Consider the following 23894-nt stretch of genomic DNA (forward strand, 5'->3'; position numbering starts at 1 on the left):
TTAAATAGTATTTGCATCAATGGTGTCGTATTCTTTGTGTGTGCCAATAAAAAGGATAAAAACCCATTTTCGAGGATAATTTATCTCAACAATCAAGCGGTATTTGTTTCCGCAAATGTTGAATACCACACGATTATTTTTGAGAATACTTGCCGTGGTATATTGTTCTTTTATTTGGTTAGGGTCTTTCCATTCAGCTTTTGAAACTTCTCGATACCAAGCCAAAAGTTGTTGTTCGCAATCGGGGTTTCGCTCCCAATATTCCCGTAACGTTCTTTTTGCAATAACTCTCAAAATGAATATTTGGCCAAATATAAAACAAAATTACCAAATTGGTAATAATATTGGGTTTTAATAAATGATTGATTTTATTTTGGAAAATGTTCAAGAATTAATCTGAAAGCAGGGCGCATAGGCTCTAAATTGATTTCAAAGTGGGTGCATATTTGGGCGCTTCCTTTCATATTTATCTCGTATAAAATTTGATTGTATTTAGAAAAAAGTTATGCCATTTATGGTATTTTTGCAGCACATTTCTCAACCATGTACAAAACCATCATCCGTCCCATTTTTTTCAGTTTCGATCCTGAAAAAATCCACCATTTCACCTTTTCCCTGATTCGGTTTTTCCATAAAATTGGCTTCGGAAGTATTTTCAGAAGCATTTATAAAATTGAAGACCCAAAACTGGAGCGCGAACTTTTTGGATTGAAATTTCCAAACCCAGTGGGGCTTGCCGCGGGTTTTGACAAAGATGCCAAGCTTTATAAGGAACTTTCAAATTTCGGTTTCGGTTTTATTGAAATTGGGACCGTAACCCCAAAACCCCAGCCCGGCAATGAAAAGCCGCGATTATTTCGATTGAAGGAAGATTCCGCAATTATAAACCGAATGGGTTTTAACAACGGCGGGGTGGAAGAAGCGGTTGAAAGATTGAAGGCAAATTGTTACCCTGAGCCCTCCGACTCCGCTCAGGACAGGCTCCATCGAAGGGTTTTAATAGGCGGAAATATTGGGAAGAATAAAGTTACGCCCAATGAAGAAGCCGTAAACGATTACATACTCTGTTTTGAGGCACTTTTTGATTATGTGGATTATTTTGTGGTAAACGTAAGTTCGCCCAATACGCCAAACCTGCGCGCACTGCAGGAAAAGGAACCGTTGACAAAACTGCTGCAAGTTTTGAAAAAAACAAATTCCAAACATCAAATCCCAAAGCCCATTCTTCTGAAAATAGCGCCAGATTTGACCGATGAGCAGCTTTTGGATATTATCGAGATTGTTGAAACTACCAAAATCGACGGTGTTATTGCAACCAACACCACCATTTCCCGAGAGGGACTTGCTTCGGAAAACAAAAACCAAATGGGCGGTTTAAGTGGAAAGCCTTTAAATAAAAGAGCTACGGATGTAATCCGTTTTCTTTCCGAAAAAAGTAACCGTGCATTCCCGATTATAGGCGTGGGCGGAATCCAATCGACCGAAGATGCTTTGGAAAAACTAAATGCGGGCGCAAGCTTGGTGCAGCTTTATACGGGTTTTATTTACGAAGGTCCGGGGTTGGTTAAGCAAATAAACAAAGCGATACTAAAAAGGACGTAGGACGGTCCCCTCCCGACCTCCCCAAAGGGGAGGAGATTGATCCAGTTTTTTTCAAACCGTCCTGTTTCAAACCGTCCTGTTTCAAAACGTCATTTATGCTCGAAACATTAATTTCTTTTTCAATCGCCACTTTAGCGCTCGCCATCTCTCCGGGGCCAGACAATATTTATGTGCTTACGCAATCCTTGGCCAACGGCGCCAAAAGCGGCATCGCAACCACCGCTGGGTTGATAAGTGGTTGCATAGTGCACACTACCCTTTTGGCGTTTGGCATTTCTGCGATTATAACCGCTTCCGAGGAAATTTTCTACGGAATAAAAGTTTTGGGCGCGTGCTATTTGCTGTATTTGGCGTACAGAGTCTATAAAAGTGATGAACATATTTCACTATCAACAGATGCCCCAAAAAAATCATACAGCCAACTTTTCAAAATAGGGGTAATTATGAATTTGGTAAACCCGAAAGTGATGATTTTCTTTTTGGCGTTTTTCCCGGGATTTCTTTGGAATGAAGACGGAAACACTGTGCTGCAATTTTACATTTTGGGAATTACTTTTATGGTAATTTCTTTTATAACCTTCAGCAGCATCGCACTGGCGGCGGGCAGCATCTCAAAATTGCTTTTAAATTGGAAAAGCATGGGAATGGTTTTAAAATGGTTGCAGGTTTTGGTTTTTGTGGGGATTGCGGCCTTTATATTAATCCCCTAAATCTGTCATTTTTTAAAACCGAAAGATTCCTGCCTACGCAGGAATTCATATCTTTGGGGCAATGCAGCAAGTAAAAATAATAGAATGTCCGCGCGATGCCATGCAAGGCATCAAAACCTGGATTCCCACGGAGGAAAAGGTAAAGTACATTCAGTCGCTTTTGCGCTGCGGTTTTGATACGATTGACTTCGGAAGTTTCGTTTCGCCAAAGGCAATCCCGCAAATGCAGGACACGGCAGAAGTGCTTTCAAGACTGGATCTTTCCACGACCAAAAGTAAATTGCTTGCCATTGTAGCTAACCTGCGCGGGGCGGAAGATGCCGTAAAACACCCTGAAATTGATTATTTGGGTTATCCTTTTTCTATCTCGGAAAACTTCCAAATGCGGAACACGCACAAGACCATTGCAGAATCGTTGGTGCTGCTTCAGGATATTTTAAATCTTGCCCATAGAAATAATAAAGAAGTAGTGGCCTATCTTTCCATGGGTTTCGGAAATCCGTATGGGGACCCTTGGAACGTTGGGATTGTAGGCGAGTGGACGGAGCGGCTTTCTTCAATGGGGGTAAAGATTCTTTCCCTTAGCGATACGGTTGGTTCATCGACGCCTGCAATTATTTCATATTTATTTAGTAACTTGATAGCCAAATATCCCCACATAGAATTTGGTGCGCATTTGCACACCACTCCAAACGCTTGGCACGAAAAAGTAGATGCAGCCTATAAAGCAGGTTGCAGAAGATTTGATGGTGCCATACAAGGTTTTGGAGGCTGCCCAATGGCAAAAGACGAATTGACGGGAAATATGCCCACCGAAAAAATGCTCAGTTATTTTACTGCTGAAAAAATTTCGTGCAATATTAACCCGATGTCGTTTGAAAGCGCGCACAATGAAGCAACTAAAATTTTTACTAAATACCATTAAATGAGAAACTTTTTACTTTTGGCAGTTGTGGGCTGTTTTTTTTCGAGCTGTGAAATTCTTCAACAAGTATATCCCGAGGATCCCATAAAAGGCGCGGGCGCTATTACCCTAAAATTTGTTCAGATGAACGATGTTTATGAAATTGCTCCTTTGAATGGTGGCGAATACGGAGGTTTGGCACGTGTAGCCCATATTCGCGATTCTATCAAGGAAAGATTTCCGAATACCTTTCTGTTTTTGGCGGGCGATTTTTTAAATCCATCTTTAATAGGGACCCTAAAAGTTGATGGCGAACGCGTAAATGGCAAACAGATGATAGACGTGCTCAACGCCATGGATATCGATTTGGTAACCTTCGGAAACCACGAGTTCGACCTCAGTGAAAAGGATCTGCAAAAAAGATTGAATGAATCAAATTTCAATTGGACTACCGCAAACGTACGGCACGTTACGGAAAAAGGTATTGTGCCCTTTACGACCAAATGGGAATATTCTACGGTACCCACTTCAGATTTTTCAACATTTAGCGCCATTGATGCAGATGGCAATAAAATGAAATTTGGCGTATTTGGCGTAACGCTTCCCTCAAACCCAAAAGATTACGTTTCCTATGGCGATATTTATGAAAATGCAGTGAGAGCCTATGATTTGGCAATCCAGAAGTCCGATTTTGTCGTAGGCCTTACCCACGTTTCCATAGACGAAGACAAAAAAATAGCCAGACGTTTGAGAGCTTTACCTTTAATTATGGGCGGGCACGAACATTATAATATGCTGGAGAAAGAAGGCAGAACTATTATCGCTAAAGCAGATGCCAACGCAAAAAGTATATATGTCCATACGCTTATTTATAATTTACGCACAAAATACCTCCACATAAATTCTGAATTGATGATGGTAACAGATAAGATAGCATCCTCTGCCAAAGTGGAGCGAGTGGTAAGCAAATGGACCGATCTTGTGAACGAGAAACTCAAAGAAGTGGTCGAAAATCCCGAAGAAGTAATTTATTATGCCGCATCGCCGTTAGATGGAACGGACACTTCCAACAGAAGCAAACAGACCAACTTGGGCGAGCTCATAGCACGCGCTATGGCCTTTGCCTATAACGATAAAGTAGCGGGTGCCCTGGTAAATGGCGGTTCAATAAGAATAGACGACAGGCTGGTGGGCGATATAACGAGTACCGATATTTTCAGGGTGCTTCCCTTTGGGGGGAGTGTCCTTAAAGTAGATTTAAAAGGAAATTTATTAAAGGAAGTCTTGCGGTACGGAAAACAACAAAAAGGCGAGGGGGCCTATCTGCAACGCTACAATTTTTCGGAAAATGAAAATGGAGAATGGCAAATAGATAACAAAACAATTCGCGACAATCAAACCTATACCGTTGCATTCAGTGACTTTTTATTGAAAGGGCTGGACATCCCGTTTTTAACCTCTGAAAACAAAGACGTTGTAAAGATTTACACTCCAAACGAAACCGAAACAGCGGCCGATATTCGGAAAGCAATAATTTTCTATTTAAATTCGCTGAAAAAATAGCAATGTTTAAAAAGGTCATAAAATTTCTTCTTGTTTTAGCACTTATTGCATTAGTAGCCATTCAGTTTATACGTCCCGAAAAAAACGCTGATGGATACAAAAGTGTCGCTGCTTTTGAGTCCGAAACCAAACCCTCTGCAAGAGTAGCGTCAATTTTGAAGGAAAATTGCTACGACTGCCATAGCGACCAGACGCAATATCCTTGGTATGCGGAAATTGCGCCATTTTCATTGTGGTTGGATGGCCATATAGAGGACGGAAAGAAACATTTCAACGTTTCGGCCTGGAGCACGTATTCCATTAAAAAGAAGGAGCACAAGCTGGAAGAATTAGTTGAAAAGGTGGAAAATAATGAAATGCCGCTGCAATCATACGCCCTTCTCCACGGCGGTCTTCCCGAGGCAGATAAAAAGCTGCTGCTGCAATGGGCGGGAGTGGCACGGCTTCAGTACAAGCACCAAATGGAGGTTTCTTCGACCGAATAATTAATTTCCGATTTAATTTAAATTTATTCTAAATAAACTTGTGAGGTTTCATTTTCGCTATTATTTTTGCCGCTGAAAAATCAATCTATTTTAATTCAGTCTAAATAATATTTAATGAAAAATTTTATTCGTTTAAGTGCGCTGTTTTTAAGTACAATCGCTATTTCACAAACAGTCCCTGATTCAATTCCATTGAACCCCCATGTTCAACAAAACAGTGCCCAACGCATTCTTTCCGGTAATTTTGGAAAAGCCGTAACCCTTGGAGGCTATGGCGAAATGGTCTATAACCAGCCAGAAGGAGATAACGGCACCCTTGATGTCCACAGATTGGTTCTACTTGTGGGCTATAAATTTGATGAAAAAATACAGTTTGTTTCCGAAATTGAAATTGAACACGTAGAGGAAATATATGTGGAACAGGCATTCGTTAATTATTCCATTAGCAACAACGTAAGTTTACGCGGGGGACTCATGCTGGTTCCAATGGGCATCATAAACGAATACCACGAGCCAACTACTTTTAATGGAACTTCGCGGCCCGCAGTAGATCACGATATTGTGCCAACCACTTGGCGCGAACTTGGAGTAGGGGTAACCGGACGTTTTCCTGATCTTTCTTTAGGCTACCAAGCCTATGTTTTTAATGGTTTCAAATCTACTACTTCTGATGGGGAGGGAGGAATAAAGGGATATTTAAAGGGCAAGGACGGTTTGCGTGGAGGCCGTCAAAAAGGAATAGAATCTACCGTGGATAGTCCAACTTTTTCCGCAAAATTGGATTATTACGGAATTCCAGGCCTGCGTTTCGGGTTGGCGGGGTATTTTGGAAAAACGCAGGCCGATGACGATATAGAAGATTTGGATGGCGCAAATATTGGCATCTCCATGGTTGGTTTCGACGTTCGTTATGCTTTCCGTAAATTTACTGCCCGTGGCGAAGTTGTTTACGCATCCCTTACCGACACTGAACAATACAATGCCCTTACCGGAAAAGATCTGGGCAGTGCCTTGATGGGCTATTATATTGAAGGAGCTTATAATCTGCTTCCACTTACGGCCAAGCAAAAATTATTCGCTTTTGCCCGTTATGAACAATATGACACGCATGCCAGCACCGAAGGCAGTTTGGTTAGAAATGACGCTTTTAACCGTCAAGATGTAACCTTAGGTCTTTCATACCATATCACAAATGGAGTAGTGGTAAAAGGTGATTATCAAATTAAGGACAATGCCTTGGCAGGATCTGAAGTCTCGAACCAGTTGAACTTTGGAATCGGGGTTTGGTTCTAACAAAATCCTGCCAAATGCATATATCTTTTATTTTCATTTAAATATCTTTACTTTATGAAAATTAGCTTCTCTCTTTTTTTTGTAGCATTGTTCTTGGTGGCTTTTGCCGATCAGGGAAACGTAATAAGAAAAGCAGATAAAGAGATTGCAAAATTTTACGGGACTGAAAATTTTTCAAAAGAAATAATTTCAGTCCCGAAAGATTTAAACGACAAGACTCTTTCAGAATTCGGAAAAGAGAATTTCTTTAAAATTAGCTCAGGGGGTAAATTTCTTGGATACGGCTATATAGGGAATGCGCCTAGCAAAACCGCAACTTTTGATTACTTGGTGTTGTTTGACAGGAATTTTGTAATTACCAAAAGCAAAGTGCTGATATATCGCGAAGAATATGGCGGTGAAATAGGAAGCAAACGATGGTTGCAACAATTTGAAGGTAAATCTTCTGCTTCCCAAGAGTTTGTTTACAATAAAAATATCATCCCTATCAGTGGGGCTACAATTTCAGTAAGGTCCATGACTACGGAAATGAATGCTCTGTTAAAAAGCATAGCGATCCTTCAAAAATCAAATATTTTATAAATGCAACTTCAGGGTCTTATTCACGCACTTCCAAGATATGTAAAGCAATTTATTGGTGCTTTTGTTATTGTATTGAGTGTAGGATATTTCTCTGGCCTTTCTTTTGTCCGACAAACAGAATCGGTTTCGCCTAATGGCCTGGTAGAAAATTATCTTGGCAATGAGGCGGCCGAAGATGTTGCGGTAATGAAATTTAAAAAAGGTGACCGCGAGATGCTTACCATACTGCATACGCATATTCTTTCCATTTCAATGATTTTCTTTTTGCTCGGCGGCTTGGTGGCTATTACCTCACTTCCGCCAAAACTGAAAGCTTTTTTAATGATTGAGCCTTTCGTATCTATCCTCTTTACTTTCGGAGGTATTTATTTTATGTGGAAAGGAATGCTCTGGATGAAGTGGATAGTAATCGTTTCCGGTACGTTGATGACCGTAGTCTATTTGGTAGCGGCTGGAGCGGTACTGTTGCAATTATTTGTTCAAGAACGGAAATGAGTCATAGCTGCCAATCCGGTGGTGGTGGGTGTGTGCTGCCGCAGATAAGAGATTAAGCTTGAAACATTTAATTTTATTTTTCGGGAATAATCGTAATTTCGAAAAAAACTTTCAGATGAAGTATTTCCTATCAACCCTATTTCTCACTATGTTTTTAGCATCTTGTGGTGCAAAACAACCCGCAATTTTAAGCTCATCAACAAACCCAACGGAAAAAGCCACTGCACATGAACCATTTTTGGATATCACTGAAATGGCGCCCAATAAAAAATATGCCCTAACGGGTGAATATCCTGTAATGGTTGGTGAAAAAAGCGTTTTAAACCAACGTAGATATATTTCATCATTGGCAGGGCCCAACGGGGAAGAACTTACATTTCACCGTCGTGGAAGTTGTTGTCCGTATGAAAGTGAAAACGCTATGATGGGTAGTGCTCTAGTGGACGTTTATGAAGTTACTTATGAAGGCCTAAAAGAACCCGTTTTATTATACATAAGTTTTTATGATGAAGGCCCGCTGTATATTCCCCATGGATTTACAAAAAGAAACCTCAATTAATTACTTAATTTAACGTACATTTGCACGCAATTAATCCATAACCACTTTCGCCCTTTCGGAAGTTAAATTAATTGCAATGACCGCACACGATAACAAAATTCTTGGAGAAGGCCTTACGTACGACGACGTACTTTTAGTGCCCGCCTATTCTGAAGTTTTACCCCGCGAAGTTTCCATCGCCACCAAATTTTCACGCAATATTACATTGAACGTACCTATTGTTTCCGCTGCAATGGATACCGTTACCGAAAGTGCAATGGCTATCGCAATGGCTCGCGAAGGCGGCATTGGCGTACTTCACAAAAACATGAGCATTGAGCAGCAGGCTGCCGAGGTACGCAAAGTGAAACGTGCCGAAAGCGGGATGATTATAGATCCGGTAACTTTAAAGAAAGCAAACACTGTGGGCGATGCCCAAAAAACCATGCGCGAATACAGCATTGGCGGAATCCCCATTACCGACGATGCGGGAAAACTTATTGGGATTGTTACCAATCGCGATCTGCGTTTTGAAAAAGATTTGAAACGCCCGCTATATGAAGTAATGACATCCGAAAATCTGGTTACCGTGGCACAGGGCACATCTTTAAAGGAAGCCGAGATAATTCTGCAACAAAACAAAATTGAAAAACTGCCCGTTGTAAGTGAGGAAGGAAAACTTCTGGGCCTTATTACCTTTAGGGATATTACAAAACTCACCCAAAAACCCATCGCCAATAAAGACAAATACGGAAGGCTTCGCGTTGCCGCTGCATTGGGCGTAACCGCAGATGCGGTGGAAAGAGCAGAAGCTTTGGTGAACGCACAAATTGATGCCGTAATTATTGACACGGCCCACGGTCACACCAAAGGAGTGGTTGAGGTTTTGAAACAAGTAAAACAGAAATTTCCGGAGTTGGATGTTGTGGTGGGAAATATCGCCACAGCCGATGCCGCTAAATATTTGGTAGCCGCCGGCGCCGATGCCGTTAAAGTTGGAATTGGGCCAGGCTCCATTTGCACTACCCGTGTGGTTGCAGGAGTGGGTTTTCCACAATTTTCGGCAGTGTTGGAAGTCGCCGCGGCCATTAAGGGTAGCGGTGTTCCAGTTATTGCAGACGGTGGAATTCGCTATACGGGCGATATTCCAAAGGCCATTGCTGCCGGCGCCGATTGCGTGATGCTCGGTTCGTTGTTGGCGGGAACAAAGGAATCTCCCGGTGAGACCATTATTTATGAAGGAAGAAAATTTAAATCGTACCGTGGCATGGGTTCTGTGGAAGCCATGAAACAAGGCTCCAAGGACCGATATTTTCAAGACGTTGAGGACGATATTAAAAAGCTGGTTCCGGAAGGAATCGTGGGCCGTGTTCCGTACAAAGGGGAACTCGTTGAGAGTATGACCCAATTCATTGGAGGACTTCGCGCAGGAATGGGGTATTGTGGTTCCAAGGACATTGAGACTTTAAAGGAAACCGGGCAGTTTATTAAAATTACCGCCTCGGGCATCAATGAGAGCCATCCGCATGATGTTACTATAACTAAGGAAGCGCCTAACTACAGCAGATAAATTGCTTAAAAAAATTGAAATAAAAAACGTGGAGCCAATAGCTCCACGTTTTTTATTGTTACAAGAAAAATTTAATTATTTTCCTTCTTCCTCGGCTGTTATGGTAATGCCGAGTTCTTGTAGAATTGGCACCGTAAGATCATAAGCCGGATCTAAATAAACCAAATCCTGGGTGGTCTGCATTACTTGGGTGTAGTTCTGTGCTTTTGCCACTTTGTCCAAGGCTTCACCTATTTTTTTATAGAGTGGTTTCAGGGCTTCCGTTTGTTTAATGTCCATCAGTTTGGCACCGTTCTCTTGGAATTTTTGGATGTCTTTGTCCAAATTTATAATTGCGGTCTGTTTTTCTTTTTTCTGCTCTTCCGTAAAGGTAGGTTCGCCCTTTTTGTATTCTTCCACAAGTTTTTTGTACGCATCCACTTTTTTGTTGAGGTCTATGTCCAGTTGTTTTCCGTAGGTTGTCAATTCGTTTTGGACCGAGGTGAGTTCGGGCATTTTGGAAAGAATGTACTCTACGTCAACAGCCCCCACTTTGCTTTGTGCAAAGGTGGAAAGACCGATAAGGAAAATAACGATTTTAAGAAATTTCATTTTGTTTGTTTTTAAATATTCAGAGCGCAATATTACTATAAAAATTGCAAATAGGCAGCCAGTTGCTTTCAGCGTTTGTAAAAAATATAATCCGTAACAATGGGTTCCACTCCCTTGGCTTTCAATAGGCTCATGAGTTGTCCGCGATGATAGGTGCTGTGATTGACGATGTGAAAAAGGATCTCACTAACCGCATTGGTAAAATTTTGGCCTTTGCTATTGGTATAGTTTATAAGTTTGTTTAATTCTTTTTTCTGAAGAATCTCTTTGCTGTGCTCAAAATTTTCGTTGTTGATGTGTTGCAGATCGTTACTATCCAAATGTTGCCAAACCGAAAGTGCGGGAATAACGCCAAAAATACGGTGGTTCCATATATGGTGGGCGTTTAGGGTATGGCTGGCCAAAAGGCTTATTTTTTCTGAATAAGTTTCAGGATTATTGATCAATACCTCAATAAGCTGTTGATTGCAGCGGTGGGTATATTCAAAAGTATCTTGAAAAAATGCTTTCATGGTTCGTCATATATTTGTCCGCGGGTAGGTTTCAGGGTTTCCCGTAGGGTATCCATCATATTTTTTTCAACCACAAAAAACGCAATATGGTGCATTGGCGTCATTTCTTCATGGCCTGTAAAAGCGTTATTTAATTTTTCCGCTTCCGCAAATTCGGCAAGATGCTTGGCGTGGTGTTCGGCAATATGTTTTGCATTCGGGCCCCGGAAGTCCCATATAAGTTTTACTCTTTCAGTCATTAATAGACGTTTTGAAGGTAATGGCTTCGCCTTAAAAAATACTTAGGTAGCCTTTTTATTGGCCTCTGCAAGGTACGGGTTTTAAGAATATTTTTAAAAAAGCAAACACTATATTTATATTAAATTCGTTTGCTTTTCGGGTGTAAGTTCCCGTAGCTTTTTGCTATTTTTGCACCTTTGTCCACCAAAGCGTAAGCGAAGGTGCGTCGCTTCATTAAAAATAAATATTCAATTCAACAGAGATGAAAAATTTTCTTACCGTATGCATTTTGGCCTTTTTGAGCGCCACAACCGTTTTTTCGCAAAATAAAAAAGAAGTATTGATGACCATAGACGGCAAGCCCGTTTATGCGAGCGAATTTGAACGAGTTTACAAGAAAAACCTGGATCTTGTACAGGACGAATCGCAAAAAGATATAGACGGTTATCTCCAGCTTTTTATTGATTATAAACTGAAAATCGCCGAAGCCCAGGCACAGGGTCTGGACAAAGAAGAAGACTATTTAAAGGAATTTTCAAAGTACAGGGACCAGCTTTCCAGAAATTATCTTTTTGAGGACAAGATGACCGAAGAGCTTGCCAAAGAGGCTTACGAGCGCGGCAAAGAAGAAATAAATGCGTCCCATATTTTGATCCGGGTTGATTACGAGGCTTTGCCGCAGGATACTTTGGCGGCGTACAACAAGCTAAAGGGTATTCGCGAAAGAGCGTTGAAAGGCGAGGATTTTACAAAACTTGCAAAAACCTATTCCGAGGAACCCGGGGCAAAGGAATCTGGAGGCAATTTGGGCTATTTTACGGTATTCAATATGGTTTACCCTTTTGAGACCGCTGCCTATAACACCAAGGTTGGTGGAATTTCAGACATTGTTCGTACCAGTTTTGGATACCATATCATAAAGGTTAACGACAAAAGAGCGCGTATGCCAAAAATTTCGGTGTCGCATATTATGATTTCCGACAAAAAGGGCGCGCGCGACTTCAATCCAGAAGAGCGCATCAATGAAATCTACAGCATGCTTAAGCAAGGAGAGAGTTTTGAAAGCCTTGCCAAGCAATTCTCTGACGATAAAAACTCTGCTATCATGGGCGGTAAGCTGAAGCCGTTCACAAAAGGTGATCTTCGCGCGCCGGAATTTGAGGATGTGGCCTATGCCCTTAAAAACCCGGGCGATTTGAGCAAACCCATAAAAACTGACTTTGGATGGCACATTATCCGTTTGGAGGAAAAATTTCCCATGGAAACCTTTGAGGAGCAAATGCCCGAACTTGAGAAAAAAGTAAATGAAGGCGACCGTTCTAAAATCGTTATCAGCGCAACAAATAAAAAAATAAAGGAGAAATACGGCTTTAAAAAAGAAGCAAGCTACTTGCCTTATTTTGACACCTATCTTGGCGACGATATTTTGAAAAGAAAGTGGGTCATGACCCCAATACCTGCAGATCAGGATAAAACACTTTTCGTTATTGGCGATAAAAAAGCTACATATTCAGATTTTGCAAAATATATAGAAGAACGCCAAAGGACCACAAGACCCTATAAGTTGAAGGAAACGCTATTGGTAGATTTTTACGATGAATTTGAAACCAAGCAACTGAAAGATTATTTCAAGGAAAAACTTGAGGACGAAAATGAAGACTATGCTGCCATTCTCAATGAATACCGTGACGGTCTTTTGATTTTTGATGTGATGGACAAAAATATCTGGCAGAAAGGCAAAAATGATTCCATAGGCATTCAGGAATACTACAATAAAACAAAACAGAATTACCAGTGGAAACAACGCGTAGATGCCGATATTTATGCAGCCACTTCGGAAGTGCTTGCGCAACAGGTGAAAAAAATGTTGGATGAAGGGAAAACCGCAGAAGAAATCAAAACCGCCCTGAATACCGAGGATAAAGTAAATGTTATTTTTACCCCGGGCATTTTTGAAATTGACCAGCGCGAACTTCCAAATAACCTCGAAATCAAGAAAGGGGTTTCTGAAGTTTACCCAAGCCATGACTCCTTCGTCGTTGTGAACATTAAGGAAATAATTGCTCCCGGGCCAAAATCGTTGGAGGACGTAAAAGGGAAAGTATTGAGCAATTACCAAAACGATCTGGAAGCTTCTTGGATGAAGAGCCTACATGCAAAATATAAGGTAGAAGTAAACAAGAAAACGTTGAAACACGTTAAGAAAGAACTGAAGTGATAAAGCAATTTCTTTATATAATACCGTGCTGTGTTTTTTTTGTTTCCTGCGATTATTTTAAACAGGATGCAGAGCAGCACGTAATTGCCCGTGTAAACGACAGTTATTTATATAAGGAAGACATTGCAAAATTGATTTCTGAAAATACTTCGCCAGAAGATAGTACGCTCATTGTGAACAACTATATAAACCGTTGGGCAACCCAGCAATTGCTTATTGGTCAGGCGAAAATAAACCTTCCGGTGGAAAAGCTGGAGCAATTTGACAAATTGGTTCAGGAATATAAAACCGATCTGCTTACGGAAGCCTATAAAAACGTAATCGTTGACAAGCAGCTGGACAGCGTGATTTCGGACCGGGAATATCAGGAATACTACAATGAAAATAAGGAAAACTTCAAACAACGGGATATGCTGGTAATGCTTCGTTACGTTCAGCTTCCCTTAAATTATGATGGGCTCGCGTCTGTAAGGGAAAAACTGGGCCGTTATAACGAAAAAGACAAGAAATCGCTAAACAGCCAGGATTTCCAATTTATATCGTCAAATTTCAATGACTCCGTTTGGATCAAAAAGGACGTTTTGCTCAATGCTTTGCCTGTTTTAAAGGGAGCTAACGAGCAAGTGTTAAAAAAATCCAATTTTGCACAGTTGCAAGATTCATTAGGAGTATATTTGGTGAAAATTGAAAACGTGCTCAATCCCAATGATACAGCACCCTTTTCCTATATTAAGCCAACTTTGAGACAAATCATTTTGAACAAAAGAAAGCTTGAGCTCATAAAAAAATTAGAAACAGATATTACAAAAGATGCTATTGAAACAAATAATTTTGAAATCTATAAAAATGAATAAATTTTTATTGGTATTGTTGTGCTCCACTGCCGTACTGCAAGCCCAGGTTGTATTGGAGCCAGACAGTACAGGGGTCGTGAAAAGCAATGACTCATTAGTGGTTCAACAGTTAAAGCAGCGCGACACGCTGAAGCCATTCAAACGTTATAAGGCAGAAGGCGTGAGCGCTGTAGTTGGTGAATACGTTATTTTGGATAGCGATATAGACAAGGCTTACGTTGAAATGCAATCGCAGGGAATTTCAATAGAAGACATAACCCGTTGCCAATTAATGGGTAAGTTGATGGAGGACAAGCTCTATGCACATCAGGCAAAGCAGGACAGTATATTGGTTCCCGATGCCGAAATCAACGGCATGATAGACCAACAGCTGCAATATATGATAAGTGAACTCGGCAGCGAGGAAAAAGTGGCTGCCTATTATAGAAAAGACAATATAGCGGAGCTTAGAAGTGAACTTTTTGAGGCCAACAAAAGCATAAAGCTTGCCCGTATGATGCAGGATAAAGTGATTGAAAAAGTAGAAGTTACCCCAGAAGAGGTAAGAACATTTTTCTTTTCAATCCCCGAGGACGAGCGCCCAGTTTTTAGTGCTGAAATAGAGATTGCCCAAATTGTGGTCGATCCTGAAATAACCCAACAAGCAAAAGACGAGGTCATAGCGAAACTAAATGCAATACGCGCAGATATTATTGACAATGGCGCCAGTTTTTCCACCAAGGCAGTTTTGTATTCCAAGGATCCCGGTTCGGCTTCCAAGGGAGGGCTTTATACCGGTGTTAAAAGAGATTCGCCATGGGCAAAGGAGTTTAAGGACCAAGCATTTTCACTTTTGGAAGGCGAAATAAGCGAACCTTTTGAAACTGAATTTGGATATCATATTCTGTATGTCGAAAAAATCCGTGGACAGGAAGTTGATGTACGGCACATTTTGATGTTTCCCGAAGTTTCGCAACAGTCAATCGATGCGGCACAGAAAAAAATAGAAGATATAAAATCCCAAATTGAATCAGGCGAAATCACATTTGCGGAAGCCGCCCGAAAATACTCTGACGATAAGGATACTCGAAACAATGGCGGCCAATTGATCAACCCAATAACCTTTGACACAAAGTTCGATCTTACAAAAATGGACCCAACCCTTAGTGCGCAGGTCTATAATTTGAAAGAAGGCGAAGTATCAAAAGTTTTTACCGATCGCGACCGCACCGGAAAAAGTAGCTTGAAAATACTTACCGTTACCAAAAAATACCCAGAGCACAAAGCCGATTATTCCAAGGATTACGAACGCATCAAACAGTTGGCGCTTCGCGAAAAACAGATCAAGGTCATCAACAAGTGGCAGAACGAGAAAATAAAAGATACCTATATTAGCATCAACCAAGACTACCAAGATTGTGATTTTGCTAGTAATTGGATGAAAAAATAATAGCAAAAAATTATGTCAGACGTAGCAGCGGTAACGCAACTGGTTTCAAAATACAACGCCCTAAGGCAGGAAATAAAAAAAGTAATAGTAGGTCAAGATGAAGTGGTGGAGCAAGTGTTGCTCGCCATCTTTTCGGGCGGCCATGCCTTGCTTATTGGTGTTCCGGGGCTTGCAAAAACCCTGTTGGTAAACACCGTTGCGGAAGCGCTGGGCTTGAAATTCAAAAGAATCCAGTTTACGCCAGATTTGATGCCCAGCGATATTTTAGGCTCTGAAATTCTCGATCAAAACCGTGAGTTCAAATTCATAAAAGGACCGATCTTTGCCAACATCATTCTCGCAGACGAGATAAACAGGACTCCCCCAAAAACCCAAGCCGCGCTTTTGGAGGCAATGCAGGAACGTGCCGTTACGGTTGCCGGCCATCACTATAAATTGGATTTGCCTTATTTTGTGCTTGCCACCCAAAACCCAATAGAGCAGGAGGGAACCTACCCATTGCCAGAAGCGCAGTTGGACCGTTTTATGTTTGCCATAAATCTGGAATATCCTTCATTTTCTGAAGAAGTTGAAGTGGTAAAACAAACCACGGCGGGCGAGATCCAAAGGGTAAATCCACTATTTACAGCGCAGGAGATTATAGATTTTCAACAGTTGATCCGAAGAATCCCGGTAGCGGACAATGTTGTGGAATACGCCGTTACTTTGGTCGGAAAAACCCGTCCCAATAGTTCCGCTGCGACCGAAACCGTAAAAAACTATATCGATTGGGGCGCTGGTCCAAGAGCTTCACAGAATTTAATTTTGGCTGCAAAATCGCACGCCGCGCTTCACGGTAAATTCTCGCCCGATATTGAAGATGTCCAAAAAGCTGCAATCGGAATACTTCGCCACAGGCTTATAAAAAACTATAAAGCCGAAGGGTTAAGTATCGAGGAAATAATCAAGAGCTTATATTAAATCGAATATTCCCTTCTTTTGAAATTATAAAACATTCTTTTATAATATTCTGAATTTCTTAATTTTTCACAGTTAACCTTATCATATCGACAATTATATTCAATAATATTTGGTATTTACTGAATTATGTTCATTAAATAAGCATTTTCATTAAATATTTTTTAAATATTCCAAATTTTTGTATTTTCGCAAACAACTAAAAATACAATTATGGCTTTTGATATTGATATGATCAAAAAGGTTTATGCCCAGATGGCAGCACGTGTGGATAAGGCACGTGAAATCACGGGAAAACCGCTTACACTTTCCGAAAAGATTTTATACTCCCACCTTTGGGACGGTAATCCAAACAAGGCTTTCCAGCGTGGAAAGGATTATGTGGATTTTGCCCCAGATAGAATAGCTTGCCAAGATGCAACCGCCCAGATGGCACTTTTGCAATTTATGCAGGCCGGAAAAAAAACCGTGGCAGTGCCAACCACCGTTCATTGTGATCACTTAATACAGGCCAAGCAGGGTGCGGCGCTCGATTTAAAGCGTGCCAACGAAACAAGCAACGAAGTTTTTGATTTCCTGGAATCCGTTTCAAATAAATATGGAATCGGGTTTTGGAGACCGGGAGCAGGAATTATCCACCAAGTGGTTTTGGAGAATTATGCTTTCCCCGGCGGAATGATGATAGGTACCGATAGCCACACCGTTAACGCTGGAGGCTTGGGAATGGTTGCCATTGGTGTTGGTGGTGCCGATGCAGTTGACGTTATGGCCGGAATGCCTTGGGAATTGAAATTTCCAAAACTAATAGGCGTTAAATTGACCGGAGAACTTAACGGCTGGACCGCTTCAAAAGATGTTATCTTGAAAGTTGCGGGCATTCTAACCGTAAAAGGCGGTACGGGCGCTATTGTAGAATATTTTGGCCCGGGAGCGAAAAACCTTTCCTGTACCGGAAAAGGGACCATTTGTAATATGGGCGCTGAGATTGGCGCAACCACTTCCACCTTTGGTTATGACGATGCCATGGAACGTTTCCTTCGTGCAACGGACCGTGCAGAAATTGCTGACGAAGCAAATAAGATTAGAGAATATTTAACCGGTGATGATGAAGTGTATGCAAACCCGGAAAAATACTTCGACCAAGTTATTGAGATAGATCTTTCCGCCTTGCGTCCACATTTAAATGGGCCCTTTACTCCAGATTTGGCAACGCCGGTTGGCCAGTTGGGTGAAAAAGCAAAGAAAAACGATTGGCCCATAAAAGTGGATTGGGGCTTGATAGGTTCGTGTACCAACTCTTCTTATGAAGATTTATCCCGAGCAGCTTCCATTGCACAGCAGGCTGTCGATAAAAAGTTAAAACCGAAAAGTGATTTCGGAATAAACCCCGGTTCGGAACAAATTCGTTTTACGGCGGAGCGCGACGGACTTTTGGAGGTATTTGAAAATCTTGGAGCAACGATATTCACGAATGCCTGTGGCCCCTGTATTGGCCAATGGGACAGAAGCGATAGAAAAGGCGATGAAAAAAATACCATCGTGCACTCCTTTAACCGAAACTTTTCAAAACGCGCCGATGGAAACCCCAACACACACGCTTTTGTAGGCTCTCCGGAAATGGTTGCCGCAATAGCAATTTCGGGCCGTTTGGATTTTGACCCGATGAATGATACGCTTCTAAATGAAAATGGACAAGAGGTAAAATTGGACGTGCCAGTTGGTTTGGAACTTCCGCCAAAGGGCTTTGAAGTAGATGACAATGGTTATTTAGCCCCAACAGAGGACGGAAGCTCAGTGGAAGTTAAAGTTGCGAAAAACAGCGAGCGTCTTCAGTTATTGGAGCCTTTCCTTCCTATTAAGGATTCGGAATTGCGGGGCGTAAAATTATTGATAAAAGCTTTCGGAAAATGTACTACCGACCATATTTCTATGGCAGGTCCGTGGTTGCGATATCGCGGTCATTTGGACAATATCGCCAATAATACCTTGATTGGTGCCGTGAATGCTTTCAACAAAAAGACAAATTTTGTAAAAAACCAGCTCACTGGCGAATACGGCGGTGTGCCAAATGTGCAACGCGAGTATAAAGCAAAAGGAATTAAAACCATCGTTGTGGGAGACCATAACTATGGCGAAGGCTCCTCCCGCGAACACGCGGCTATGCAGCCAAGATTTCTGGGAGTTGCAGCGGTTTTGGTAAAATCTTTTGCACGTATCCACGAAACAAACTTGAAGAAACAGGGAATGTTGGGATTGACGTTTGCCAACGAAGCAGATTACGATTTGATCCAGGAAGACGATACGTTCAACTTTGTGGATATCGCTGATTTTTCTGAAAACAAACCTCTGACCATTGAAATCGTCCATAAAGACGGCAGCAAGGACACAATTAAAGCGAACCATACCTATAACGATGCCCAAATAAAGTGGTATCGCGAAGGTTCAGCCTTGAATTTGATAAAAAAGCAGAACGCTTAACCCCTCCGCTTATCGGCACCTCCCCTTGAAAAATGGGGGAGGAACGTGCTGGATTTTAATTTCTTTTTAAGTGAAAATTTTCTTAAAAAAACACTGGAGCAATATCTTGTTTTTTGCATTCTTGGCATTGCTGATTATTCCGCAAACGCGAATGCCGATCCAGGTTTTTGTGCAGCGGCTTATTTCCTTTTCGCCTTCGGAAACTGCTGAAACAAAAAGGGTAACCTTAGAGGATTACAGTTGGAATTTAAAGGAATTACATGCTGGGGATGTAAATTTTTCGCGATCAAAAGGAAAGGTTGCTATTGTGAATTTTTGGGCTACGTGGTGTCCGCCGTGCGTTGCGGAAATGCCATCCTTCCAAAAATTATACGATACGTACGGCGATAAAGTAGATTTCTATTTTGTGACTTCAGAAAAACCTGAAAAGGTAGTGGGCTTTATGGCAAAAAACGGTTATTCCCTGCCCGTTTTTCTACAGAACTATGAAGCGCCAAAACAGTTGCAATCCAATGCGCTGCCCACCACTTATGTTATTTCAAAAACGGGCGAAATAGTTATTGATGAAGAAGGTGCGGCAGACTGGAACAGCAAAAAAACGCGGGCGTTGCTGGAGCAACTGCTCAGTAAATAATTAACCCGGAAAATAATTTTCCTTAATAGACTTCATTTCTTTTTTTCCTTCCGCGATGGCGGTAATTTCATTCCACAATTTTGGAGTTATCAACGATTTTAAAGGTTGTTCTACTTTGAGGATATTCGGGAAATTTTTAAGGAGTTGTTTATCCCAGATGTGATGATGGTTTAGAAGATCATCGGGATATACGGTCTTGCGGCGCGTACCTTCATCTATCCCTTTAAAAGGTTCGGAAACATTTAAGTAGCCATAATCGTCCGTCAGTTCTTCCCCGGGCTGGATATCGCGGATGGCAATTTCAAAGTCATAGGCCGTGGAGATGCAATTGCTTTTAAAACTGTGGTTTACATATCGGCCATAATCCCAGCAAAGCACGAAGTTTCCTTTGTTGTTTCTGTAGCAATAGGTTTCTAAAATATTTTGGTAAAGCGGGTTCATTTTCTTGAGTTTGGCTGGCGTGAATTCCCGGTCCAGATCGTCCAAGGCCCAGGTTATTGTCCCGGCGGGAATGAATTCCGTAGCAACCACGCCATAGCCAATTTGGTTGCTTATAAATTTCAGTTCAGTTTTGGGATGTATCATAAACAATAATTTTTTTAGGATTAAATGTAATGCAAATTCCTAATCAATTTACATGCTTAAATCTATTGTATATGAAATTTTATAGCTGTTAATTTGCCGATTTTTTCAGAAAAAGTAAATTACTGCGGTACTGTTTTCGGAGGATATTTTTCTTTGAACCTTTCCATCAAAACATAAACAGTCAAAAGCATGCTCAGGGCATAAACGCTGTCCTCAACCGGTACGGTTCCAATTCTGATTCCCAGGTTTTCGGTATCGTTGTACCAAACCACCTGCTCGTGGATCCAACTGCCGGTGAGAAATCCATTCACAATAAAAAATGGAACCAAGAGAATGAGGAACACGGGGAAGAAGACCTGTAGGGCTTCACGTTTGTAATTAAAAATTAGGGCCAGCAAAACAATGGCATAACCAAAATTTACCGCAGTGTACCAACGATCGTAAAAATAGAGCAGGCATACGATTAAAATGGTCTGCAATGAAAAATATACAATTCCCGTTACTTTGCTTGAAAAGGAAAACTTCGGCAATAAATTTTTGAAGGCATATATGGTGAAAATACAGGCATAGGGAATGCAGATAAAGAAGAGCCACTCTTCAATAGGCAGGTTTCCAAAATGTATTCCCGAGAGATATTTTTCGTTGAAGCCCCAAAATCCGTGCTGTGTAAAAAGGATGTCCCACGGAATAAAAAAAGCCATCATTATGAACGTGGCGGGGATGAAATATTTCCAAAGTTTATAAAATTTCAGCTTCGGGTGAAAGCTGAAAAGAAATGGAATACTCAAAGAAGCTATGTCCAATAAAAGATACAGATGCCACATAGTTATTTTTTGAAGTATTTCAATGGTGGAAGAAGCATCCCGAAGCACTCGCCCTTATCTTTTCCCAAATGCTTATGATGTATTTTGTGGGCTCTTCTAATGCCACGGGCATACCAATTGTCAGCATTTCTGAACATCTTGAAACGCTGGTGTATAAAAATATCGTGAACCAAAAAATAGGTAACTCCATAAGCGAAAATCCCCAAACCGATGGGCAACCCTGCCCAAAAGCCAAAATAGCTCCAGCCCACAAAACAACTGATGCTCACCATTGCATAAAAAAGGAAAAAATAATCGTTTCGTTCCCACCAACTGCCGTGGTCTTTATGGTGGTGGTCTTTGTGCAGTTTCCACAAAAAACCGTGCATAATGTATTTATGGGTAAACCACGCCATAAATTCCATAATGCAAAAAGTGGTTATGAATATTAATATCCAAAGAAGGATTGTCATTGTTGTTTGTTAATTTGTTATTTCGGGATTTGTTATTTCGGGATTTGGGTCCCGATAGCTATCGGGATGGGATTTGTCAGCACCCCGTACTCATCATTTTACCAAATTTAATTGATATTTCACATAGCTCCTCGTTAAAAGCCCAATTTTTTCAATGTTTGGCACTCGGATTCGGGTATTTTTTATTTCAACTGCAGGAGTTTGTTGAAGCTTTTTCAATAACCTTTTGTAGTATCTGTATGCAATGAAAACACCCAGTTTCGCTTCGTGTGGCAAAAGGAGGATTCCCTCATACCCTTTGTTGAAGTTGTCCATAATTTCCTCAACGATCCGCTGTTTCGAAATTTCGTCCAAGGAATCTAAATTGGTATTTGGAAAGTATGTTCGGCAAAGGATTTCATGGTCTTCCTTCAAATCGCGCAAAAAATTCACTTTTTGAAATGCGGAACCCAGGTTCATCGCAGCTTCTTTTAGGGAGTCATATTTCTCGACATCGCCCTTCACGAAAACTTTTAGGCACATCAGCCCCACAACATCCGCGGAACCGTAGATATATTCATTGAATTCTTCCGCAGTGGAATAGGTGCTTTTTGTAAGATCCAACCGCATGCTGGCCATAAAGGTATCGATCAACTCTTTGTCGATATTGTATTTGTAAACCGTTTTTTGAAACGAGTTCAAAATAGGGTTCAGACTTATGCGGTCTTGCAGTGCTTCCTCTAAAGCGTTCTCAAAACGGTTGAAAAGAATTTCCTTTTCATATTCGTGAAACGAATCCACAATTTCGTCCGCAAAACGCACGAAGCCATAAATATTGTAAATATCCTGTCTGATGGAAGGCCCTAACATACGGGTGGCCAATGAAAAGGAGGTGCTGTAAGTTTCAGTCACTTTTTTGCTGCACGCTTCGGATACTATGTCAAAAAGCTCTTTCAATTTTTTTGTTCTTTTTCAATTAAACCCGCGGCCAATTTTCCCGAAATCAGGGCTGGGGGCACTCCTGGGCCGGGCACGGTCAGTTGTCCGGTAAAAAAAAGGTTTTTTACTTTTCCGCTTTTCAGTTTTGGTCTTAAAAAAGCCGTTTGTAGCAGCGTATTTGCCAATCCGTAAGCGTTTCCTTTGTAACTGTTATAGTCGGAAACGAAATCGTTTATACAAAATGACTTTTTAAATATAACGTAATTTCTGACCTCTTGGTTGGTTACTTTTTCAAAACGGGCCATTATTTTTTCAAAATATTCCTCCCGTATTTCCGGCATATCATCCAGGTCGGGAGCAAGGGGAATAAGAAAAATTCCAGCTTCTTTTCCATTTGGAGAAACATTTTCATCGGTTTTTGATGGAAAACTGGCATAAAAAAGAGGCTCTTTTGGCCACTGTGGCGCATCGTATATTTCTTGGGAATGCTTCTCAAAATCAACATCAAAAAACAGGGTGTGGTGATCTACGTTTTCAATTTTTTTATCGAACCCTACATAAAATAACAGGGCGGAAGGGGCAAAGGTTTTCTTTTCCCAATATTTTTCAGAATACTGGCGGAATTTTTCCTCCAACAGCATTTCAGTGTAGTGGTAATCTGCACCGCTCAAAATTATGTCTGCCATAACTTTCTCGCCATTCACAACTATTGCTGAGGCTTTCCCTTTTTCAACAAGTATGTTTTCTACGTTTTGATCAGTTTTTATTATTACGCCAAGTTCTTCGGCAAGATTTTTAATTCCTTCAATTACGGAATACATTCCGTTTTTTGGGTGAAAGGTTCCAAGCCCAAAATCTGCATAGTTCATAAAACTGTAAAAAGCAGGTGTTTTGGAAGGTTTTGCGCCCAAAAACAAAACTGGAAATTCCAAAATTGAAACGAGTTTTGGGTTTTTGAACTCATTGCGTACCTCTTTACTAACGGTGCTGAAAAACTGTCCAATTTTGCGCATCGTCGCAAAAGTGACCAATTCCATAGGCGAAGCTCCTGGCCGATATACCAAGTCTTTTATGGCAATATTGTAATTGTCCATGGCCTGGTCCATAAATTTCCGAAGTTTTATTGAACTTCCCGGTTCCTCTTTCTCAAATGCTTGGCTAATTTTTTCCAGCGTATCTTCAATAGTTATATAATCATCGGCTCCAAAAAACACGCGATATGCGGGATTCAGTTTTTCCAATTCGTAAAAATCTGAAGGAGCTTTTCCAAAATCTGCGAAAAAACGCTCAAAAACATCCGGCATCCAGTACCAAGTTGGCCCCATATCAAAGGTAAAGCCGTCTTTTTTAAACTGTCGGGCTCGTCCCCCAATGGTTTTATTTTTTTCGTATATGGTTACGTTATAGCCCGCTTGTGCCAGATAGCACCCGGCCGCGAGCGACGAAAAGCCAGAACCAATAACTACGATTTTTACCATATT

At 41.1% G+C, this 23894-nt stretch carries 25 protein-coding genes; 16 read left to right on the forward strand and 9 right to left on the reverse strand.

Annotated features, from left to right (window positions below; translation table 11 throughout):
- Positions 1-294, reverse strand: coding sequence for a type II toxin-antitoxin system HigB family toxin (locus POV26_RS13155; protein WP_272856934.1), 294 nt, complete (start codon positions 292-294; stop codon positions 1-3).
- A gap of 249 nt (positions 295-543) precedes the next feature.
- Here POV26_RS13155 and POV26_RS13160 point away from each other — a divergent pair, with 249 nt between their 5' ends.
- The 10 genes from POV26_RS13160 (at position 544) to guaB (ending at position 9742) form a co-directional block, all read left to right on the forward strand.
- Positions 544-1602, forward strand: coding sequence for a quinone-dependent dihydroorotate dehydrogenase (locus POV26_RS13160; RefSeq protein WP_272856974.1), 1059 nt, complete (start codon positions 544-546; stop codon positions 1600-1602).
- A 95-nt stretch (positions 1603-1697) separates the two neighbouring features.
- Positions 1698-2312, forward strand: coding sequence for a LysE family translocator (locus tag POV26_RS13165; RefSeq protein WP_272856935.1), 615 nt, complete (start codon positions 1698-1700; stop codon positions 2310-2312).
- 61 nt (positions 2313-2373) lie between these two features.
- Positions 2374-3237, forward strand: a complete 864-nt coding sequence (locus POV26_RS13170; protein WP_272856936.1) for a hydroxymethylglutaryl-CoA lyase — start codon at positions 2374-2376, stop codon at positions 3235-3237.
- The gene (locus POV26_RS13175) at positions 3238-4779 is read left to right on the forward strand and encodes a bifunctional metallophosphatase/5'-nucleotidase (protein WP_272856937.1); all 1542 of its coding nucleotides are present in this window, start codon (positions 3238-3240) and stop codon (positions 4777-4779) included. It begins immediately after the preceding gene.
- 2 nt (positions 4780-4781) lie between these two features.
- A complete protein-coding gene (locus tag POV26_RS13180) occupies positions 4782-5264 on the forward strand; it encodes a heme-binding domain-containing protein (RefSeq protein ID WP_272856938.1) in 483 nt (160 codons plus the stop codon).
- Between the two features lie 114 nt (positions 5265-5378).
- Positions 5379-6557 (forward strand): hypothetical protein, encoded by a 1179-nt coding sequence (locus POV26_RS13185; RefSeq protein ID WP_272856939.1) that lies wholly within the window; start codon positions 5379-5381, stop codon positions 6555-6557.
- A 54-nt stretch (positions 6558-6611) separates the two neighbouring features.
- Positions 6612-7139 carry an FMN-binding protein gene (locus POV26_RS13190; protein ID WP_272856940.1) on the forward strand — a complete coding sequence of 176 codons (528 nt, stop codon included), beginning with the start codon at positions 6612-6614 and terminating at the stop codon, positions 7137-7139.
- Positions 7140-7634 (forward strand): hypothetical protein, encoded by a 495-nt coding sequence (locus tag POV26_RS13195; protein WP_272856941.1) that lies wholly within the window; start codon positions 7140-7142, stop codon positions 7632-7634. It abuts the gene before it with no gap.
- 115 nt (positions 7635-7749) lie between these two features.
- Positions 7750-8193 carry a hypothetical protein gene (locus POV26_RS13200; protein ID WP_272856942.1) on the forward strand — a complete coding sequence of 148 codons (444 nt, stop codon included), beginning with the start codon at positions 7750-7752 and terminating at the stop codon, positions 8191-8193.
- Positions 8194-8269: 76 nt separating this feature from the next.
- On the forward strand, positions 8270-9742 hold the full coding sequence (guaB, locus tag POV26_RS13205) for an IMP dehydrogenase (RefSeq protein WP_272856943.1): 1473 nt from the start codon (positions 8270-8272) through the stop codon (positions 9740-9742).
- Positions 9743-9817: 75 nt separating this feature from the next.
- On the opposite strand, the gene POV26_RS13210 is transcribed toward guaB, so the two are convergent.
- The 3 genes from POV26_RS13210 to POV26_RS13220 form a co-directional block, all read right to left on the reverse strand.
- Positions 9818-10333 (reverse strand): OmpH/Skp family outer membrane protein, encoded by a 516-nt coding sequence (locus tag POV26_RS13210; protein WP_272856944.1) that lies wholly within the window; start codon positions 10331-10333, stop codon positions 9818-9820.
- A gap of 68 nt (positions 10334-10401) precedes the next feature.
- Positions 10402-10845: a DinB family protein gene (locus tag POV26_RS13215; RefSeq protein WP_272856945.1), complete on the reverse strand. Its 444-nt coding sequence runs from the start codon at positions 10843-10845 to the stop codon at positions 10402-10404.
- On the reverse strand, positions 10842-11084 hold the full coding sequence (locus POV26_RS13220) for a hypothetical protein (protein WP_272856946.1): 243 nt from the start codon (positions 11082-11084) through the stop codon (positions 10842-10844). The genes POV26_RS13215 and POV26_RS13220 overlap by 4 nt, the downstream gene beginning before the upstream one ends.
- A gap of 242 nt (positions 11085-11326) precedes the next feature.
- On the opposite strand from POV26_RS13220, the gene POV26_RS13225 reads away from it, so the two are divergent.
- The 6 genes from POV26_RS13225 to POV26_RS13250 all read left to right on the forward strand — a co-directional run bounded on the left by POV26_RS13225 (position 11327) and on the right by POV26_RS13250 (position 19634).
- Positions 11327-13282: a peptidylprolyl isomerase gene (locus POV26_RS13225; RefSeq protein ID WP_272856947.1), complete on the forward strand. Its 1956-nt coding sequence runs from the start codon at positions 11327-11329 to the stop codon at positions 13280-13282.
- Entirely contained in the window at positions 13279-14136 is an 858-nt protein-coding gene (locus tag POV26_RS13230; protein WP_272856948.1) for a peptidylprolyl isomerase, read from the forward strand. Before POV26_RS13225 ends, POV26_RS13230 begins: the two co-directional genes overlap by 4 nt.
- The gene (locus tag POV26_RS13235) at positions 14093-15565 is read left to right on the forward strand and encodes a peptidylprolyl isomerase (RefSeq protein WP_419180019.1); all 1473 of its coding nucleotides are present in this window, start codon (positions 14093-14095) and stop codon (positions 15563-15565) included. The genes POV26_RS13230 and POV26_RS13235 overlap by 44 nt, the downstream gene beginning before the upstream one ends.
- Positions 15566-15577: 12 nt before the next feature.
- On the forward strand, positions 15578-16525 hold the full coding sequence (locus POV26_RS13240) for an AAA family ATPase (RefSeq protein WP_272856950.1): 948 nt from the start codon (positions 15578-15580) through the stop codon (positions 16523-16525).
- A gap of 210 nt (positions 16526-16735) precedes the next feature.
- Positions 16736-19000, forward strand: coding sequence for an aconitate hydratase (locus tag POV26_RS13245; RefSeq protein ID WP_272856951.1), 2265 nt, complete (start codon positions 16736-16738; stop codon positions 18998-19000).
- A gap of 70 nt (positions 19001-19070) precedes the next feature.
- The gene (locus tag POV26_RS13250; protein WP_272856952.1) at positions 19071-19634 is read left to right on the forward strand and encodes a TlpA family protein disulfide reductase; all 564 of its coding nucleotides are present in this window, start codon (positions 19071-19073) and stop codon (positions 19632-19634) included.
- Here POV26_RS13250 and POV26_RS13255 read toward each other — a convergent pair whose 3' ends face one another.
- The 5 genes from POV26_RS13255 to POV26_RS13275 form a co-directional block, all read right to left on the reverse strand.
- The gene (locus POV26_RS13255) at positions 19635-20219 is read right to left on the reverse strand and encodes an SET domain-containing protein (RefSeq protein ID WP_272856953.1); all 585 of its coding nucleotides are present in this window, start codon (positions 20217-20219) and stop codon (positions 19635-19637) included.
- A gap of 119 nt (positions 20220-20338) precedes the next feature.
- Positions 20339-21043: a lycopene cyclase domain-containing protein gene (locus POV26_RS13260; RefSeq protein WP_272856954.1), complete on the reverse strand. Its 705-nt coding sequence runs from the start codon at positions 21041-21043 to the stop codon at positions 20339-20341.
- A gap of 2 nt (positions 21044-21045) precedes the next feature.
- Complete coding sequence (locus tag POV26_RS13265; protein ID WP_272856955.1) at positions 21046-21495, reverse strand: sterol desaturase family protein; 450 nt, start codon at positions 21493-21495, stop codon at positions 21046-21048.
- Between the two features lie 93 nt (positions 21496-21588).
- On the reverse strand, positions 21589-22431 hold the full coding sequence (locus tag POV26_RS13270) for a phytoene/squalene synthase family protein (protein WP_272856956.1): 843 nt from the start codon (positions 22429-22431) through the stop codon (positions 21589-21591).
- On the reverse strand, positions 22428-23891 hold the full coding sequence (locus POV26_RS13275) for a phytoene desaturase family protein (RefSeq protein ID WP_272856957.1): 1464 nt from the start codon (positions 23889-23891) through the stop codon (positions 22428-22430). Before POV26_RS13275 ends, POV26_RS13270 begins: the two co-directional genes overlap by 4 nt.
- Between the last annotated feature and the right edge of the window lie 3 nt (positions 23892-23894).

It is taken from the genome of Aequorivita todarodis (assembly GCF_028561335.1).
GTDB classification, from domain to species: Bacteria; Bacteroidota; Bacteroidia; order Flavobacteriales; family Flavobacteriaceae; genus Aequorivita; species Aequorivita todarodis.

Bases quoted from the DNA above. Each gene is read 5' to 3' on its own strand.
- POV26_RS13195 (WP_272856941.1), top strand. From the start codon at position 7,140: ATGCAACTTCAGGGTCTTATTCACGCACTTCCAAGATATGTAAAGCAA.
- POV26_RS13265 (WP_272856955.1), bottom strand. From the start codon at position 21,495: ATGACAATCCTTCTTTGGATATTAATATTCATAACCACTTTTTGCATT.
- POV26_RS13185 (WP_272856939.1), top strand. From the start codon at position 5,379: ATGAAAAATTTTATTCGTTTAAGTGCGCTGTTTTTAAGTACAATCGCT.
- POV26_RS13190 (WP_272856940.1), top strand. From the start codon at position 6,612: ATGAAAATTAGCTTCTCTCTTTTTTTTGTAGCATTGTTCTTGGTGGCT.
- guaB (WP_272856943.1), top strand. From the start codon at position 8,270: ATGACCGCACACGATAACAAAATTCTTGGAGAAGGCCTTACGTACGAC.
- POV26_RS13220 (WP_272856946.1), bottom strand. From the start codon at position 11,084: ATGACTGAAAGAGTAAAACTTATATGGGACTTCCGGGGCCCGAATGCA.
- POV26_RS13175 (WP_272856937.1), top strand. From the start codon at position 3,238: ATGAGAAACTTTTTACTTTTGGCAGTTGTGGGCTGTTTTTTTTCGAGC.
- POV26_RS13240 (WP_272856950.1), top strand. From the start codon at position 15,578: ATGTCAGACGTAGCAGCGGTAACGCAACTGGTTTCAAAATACAACGCC.
- POV26_RS13255 (WP_272856953.1), bottom strand. From the start codon at position 20,219: ATGATACATCCCAAAACTGAACTGAAATTTATAAGCAACCAAATTGGC.
- POV26_RS13200 (WP_272856942.1), top strand. From the start codon at position 7,750: ATGAAGTATTTCCTATCAACCCTATTTCTCACTATGTTTTTAGCATCT.
- POV26_RS13210 (WP_272856944.1), bottom strand. From the start codon at position 10,333: ATGAAATTTCTTAAAATCGTTATTTTCCTTATCGGTCTTTCCACCTTT.
- POV26_RS13235 (WP_419180019.1), top strand. From the start codon at position 14,093: ATGCTATTGAAACAAATAATTTTGAAATCTATAAAAATGAATAAATTT.
- POV26_RS13260 (WP_272856954.1), bottom strand. From the start codon at position 21,043: ATGTGGCATCTGTATCTTTTATTGGACATAGCTTCTTTGAGTATTCCA.
- POV26_RS13165 (WP_272856935.1), top strand. From the start codon at position 1,698: ATGCTCGAAACATTAATTTCTTTTTCAATCGCCACTTTAGCGCTCGCC.
- POV26_RS13275 (WP_272856957.1), bottom strand. From the start codon at position 23,891: ATGGTAAAAATCGTAGTTATTGGTTCTGGCTTTTCGTCGCTCGCGGCC.
- POV26_RS13170 (WP_272856936.1), top strand. From the start codon at position 2,374: ATGCAGCAAGTAAAAATAATAGAATGTCCGCGCGATGCCATGCAAGGC.
- POV26_RS13225 (WP_272856947.1), top strand. From the start codon at position 11,327: ATGAAAAATTTTCTTACCGTATGCATTTTGGCCTTTTTGAGCGCCACA.
- POV26_RS13180 (WP_272856938.1), top strand. From the start codon at position 4,782: ATGTTTAAAAAGGTCATAAAATTTCTTCTTGTTTTAGCACTTATTGCA.
- POV26_RS13160 (WP_272856974.1), top strand. From the start codon at position 544: ATGTACAAAACCATCATCCGTCCCATTTTTTTCAGTTTCGATCCTGAA.
- POV26_RS13245 (WP_272856951.1), top strand. From the start codon at position 16,736: ATGGCTTTTGATATTGATATGATCAAAAAGGTTTATGCCCAGATGGCA.
- POV26_RS13215 (WP_272856945.1), bottom strand. From the start codon at position 10,845: ATGAAAGCATTTTTTCAAGATACTTTTGAATATACCCACCGCTGCAAT.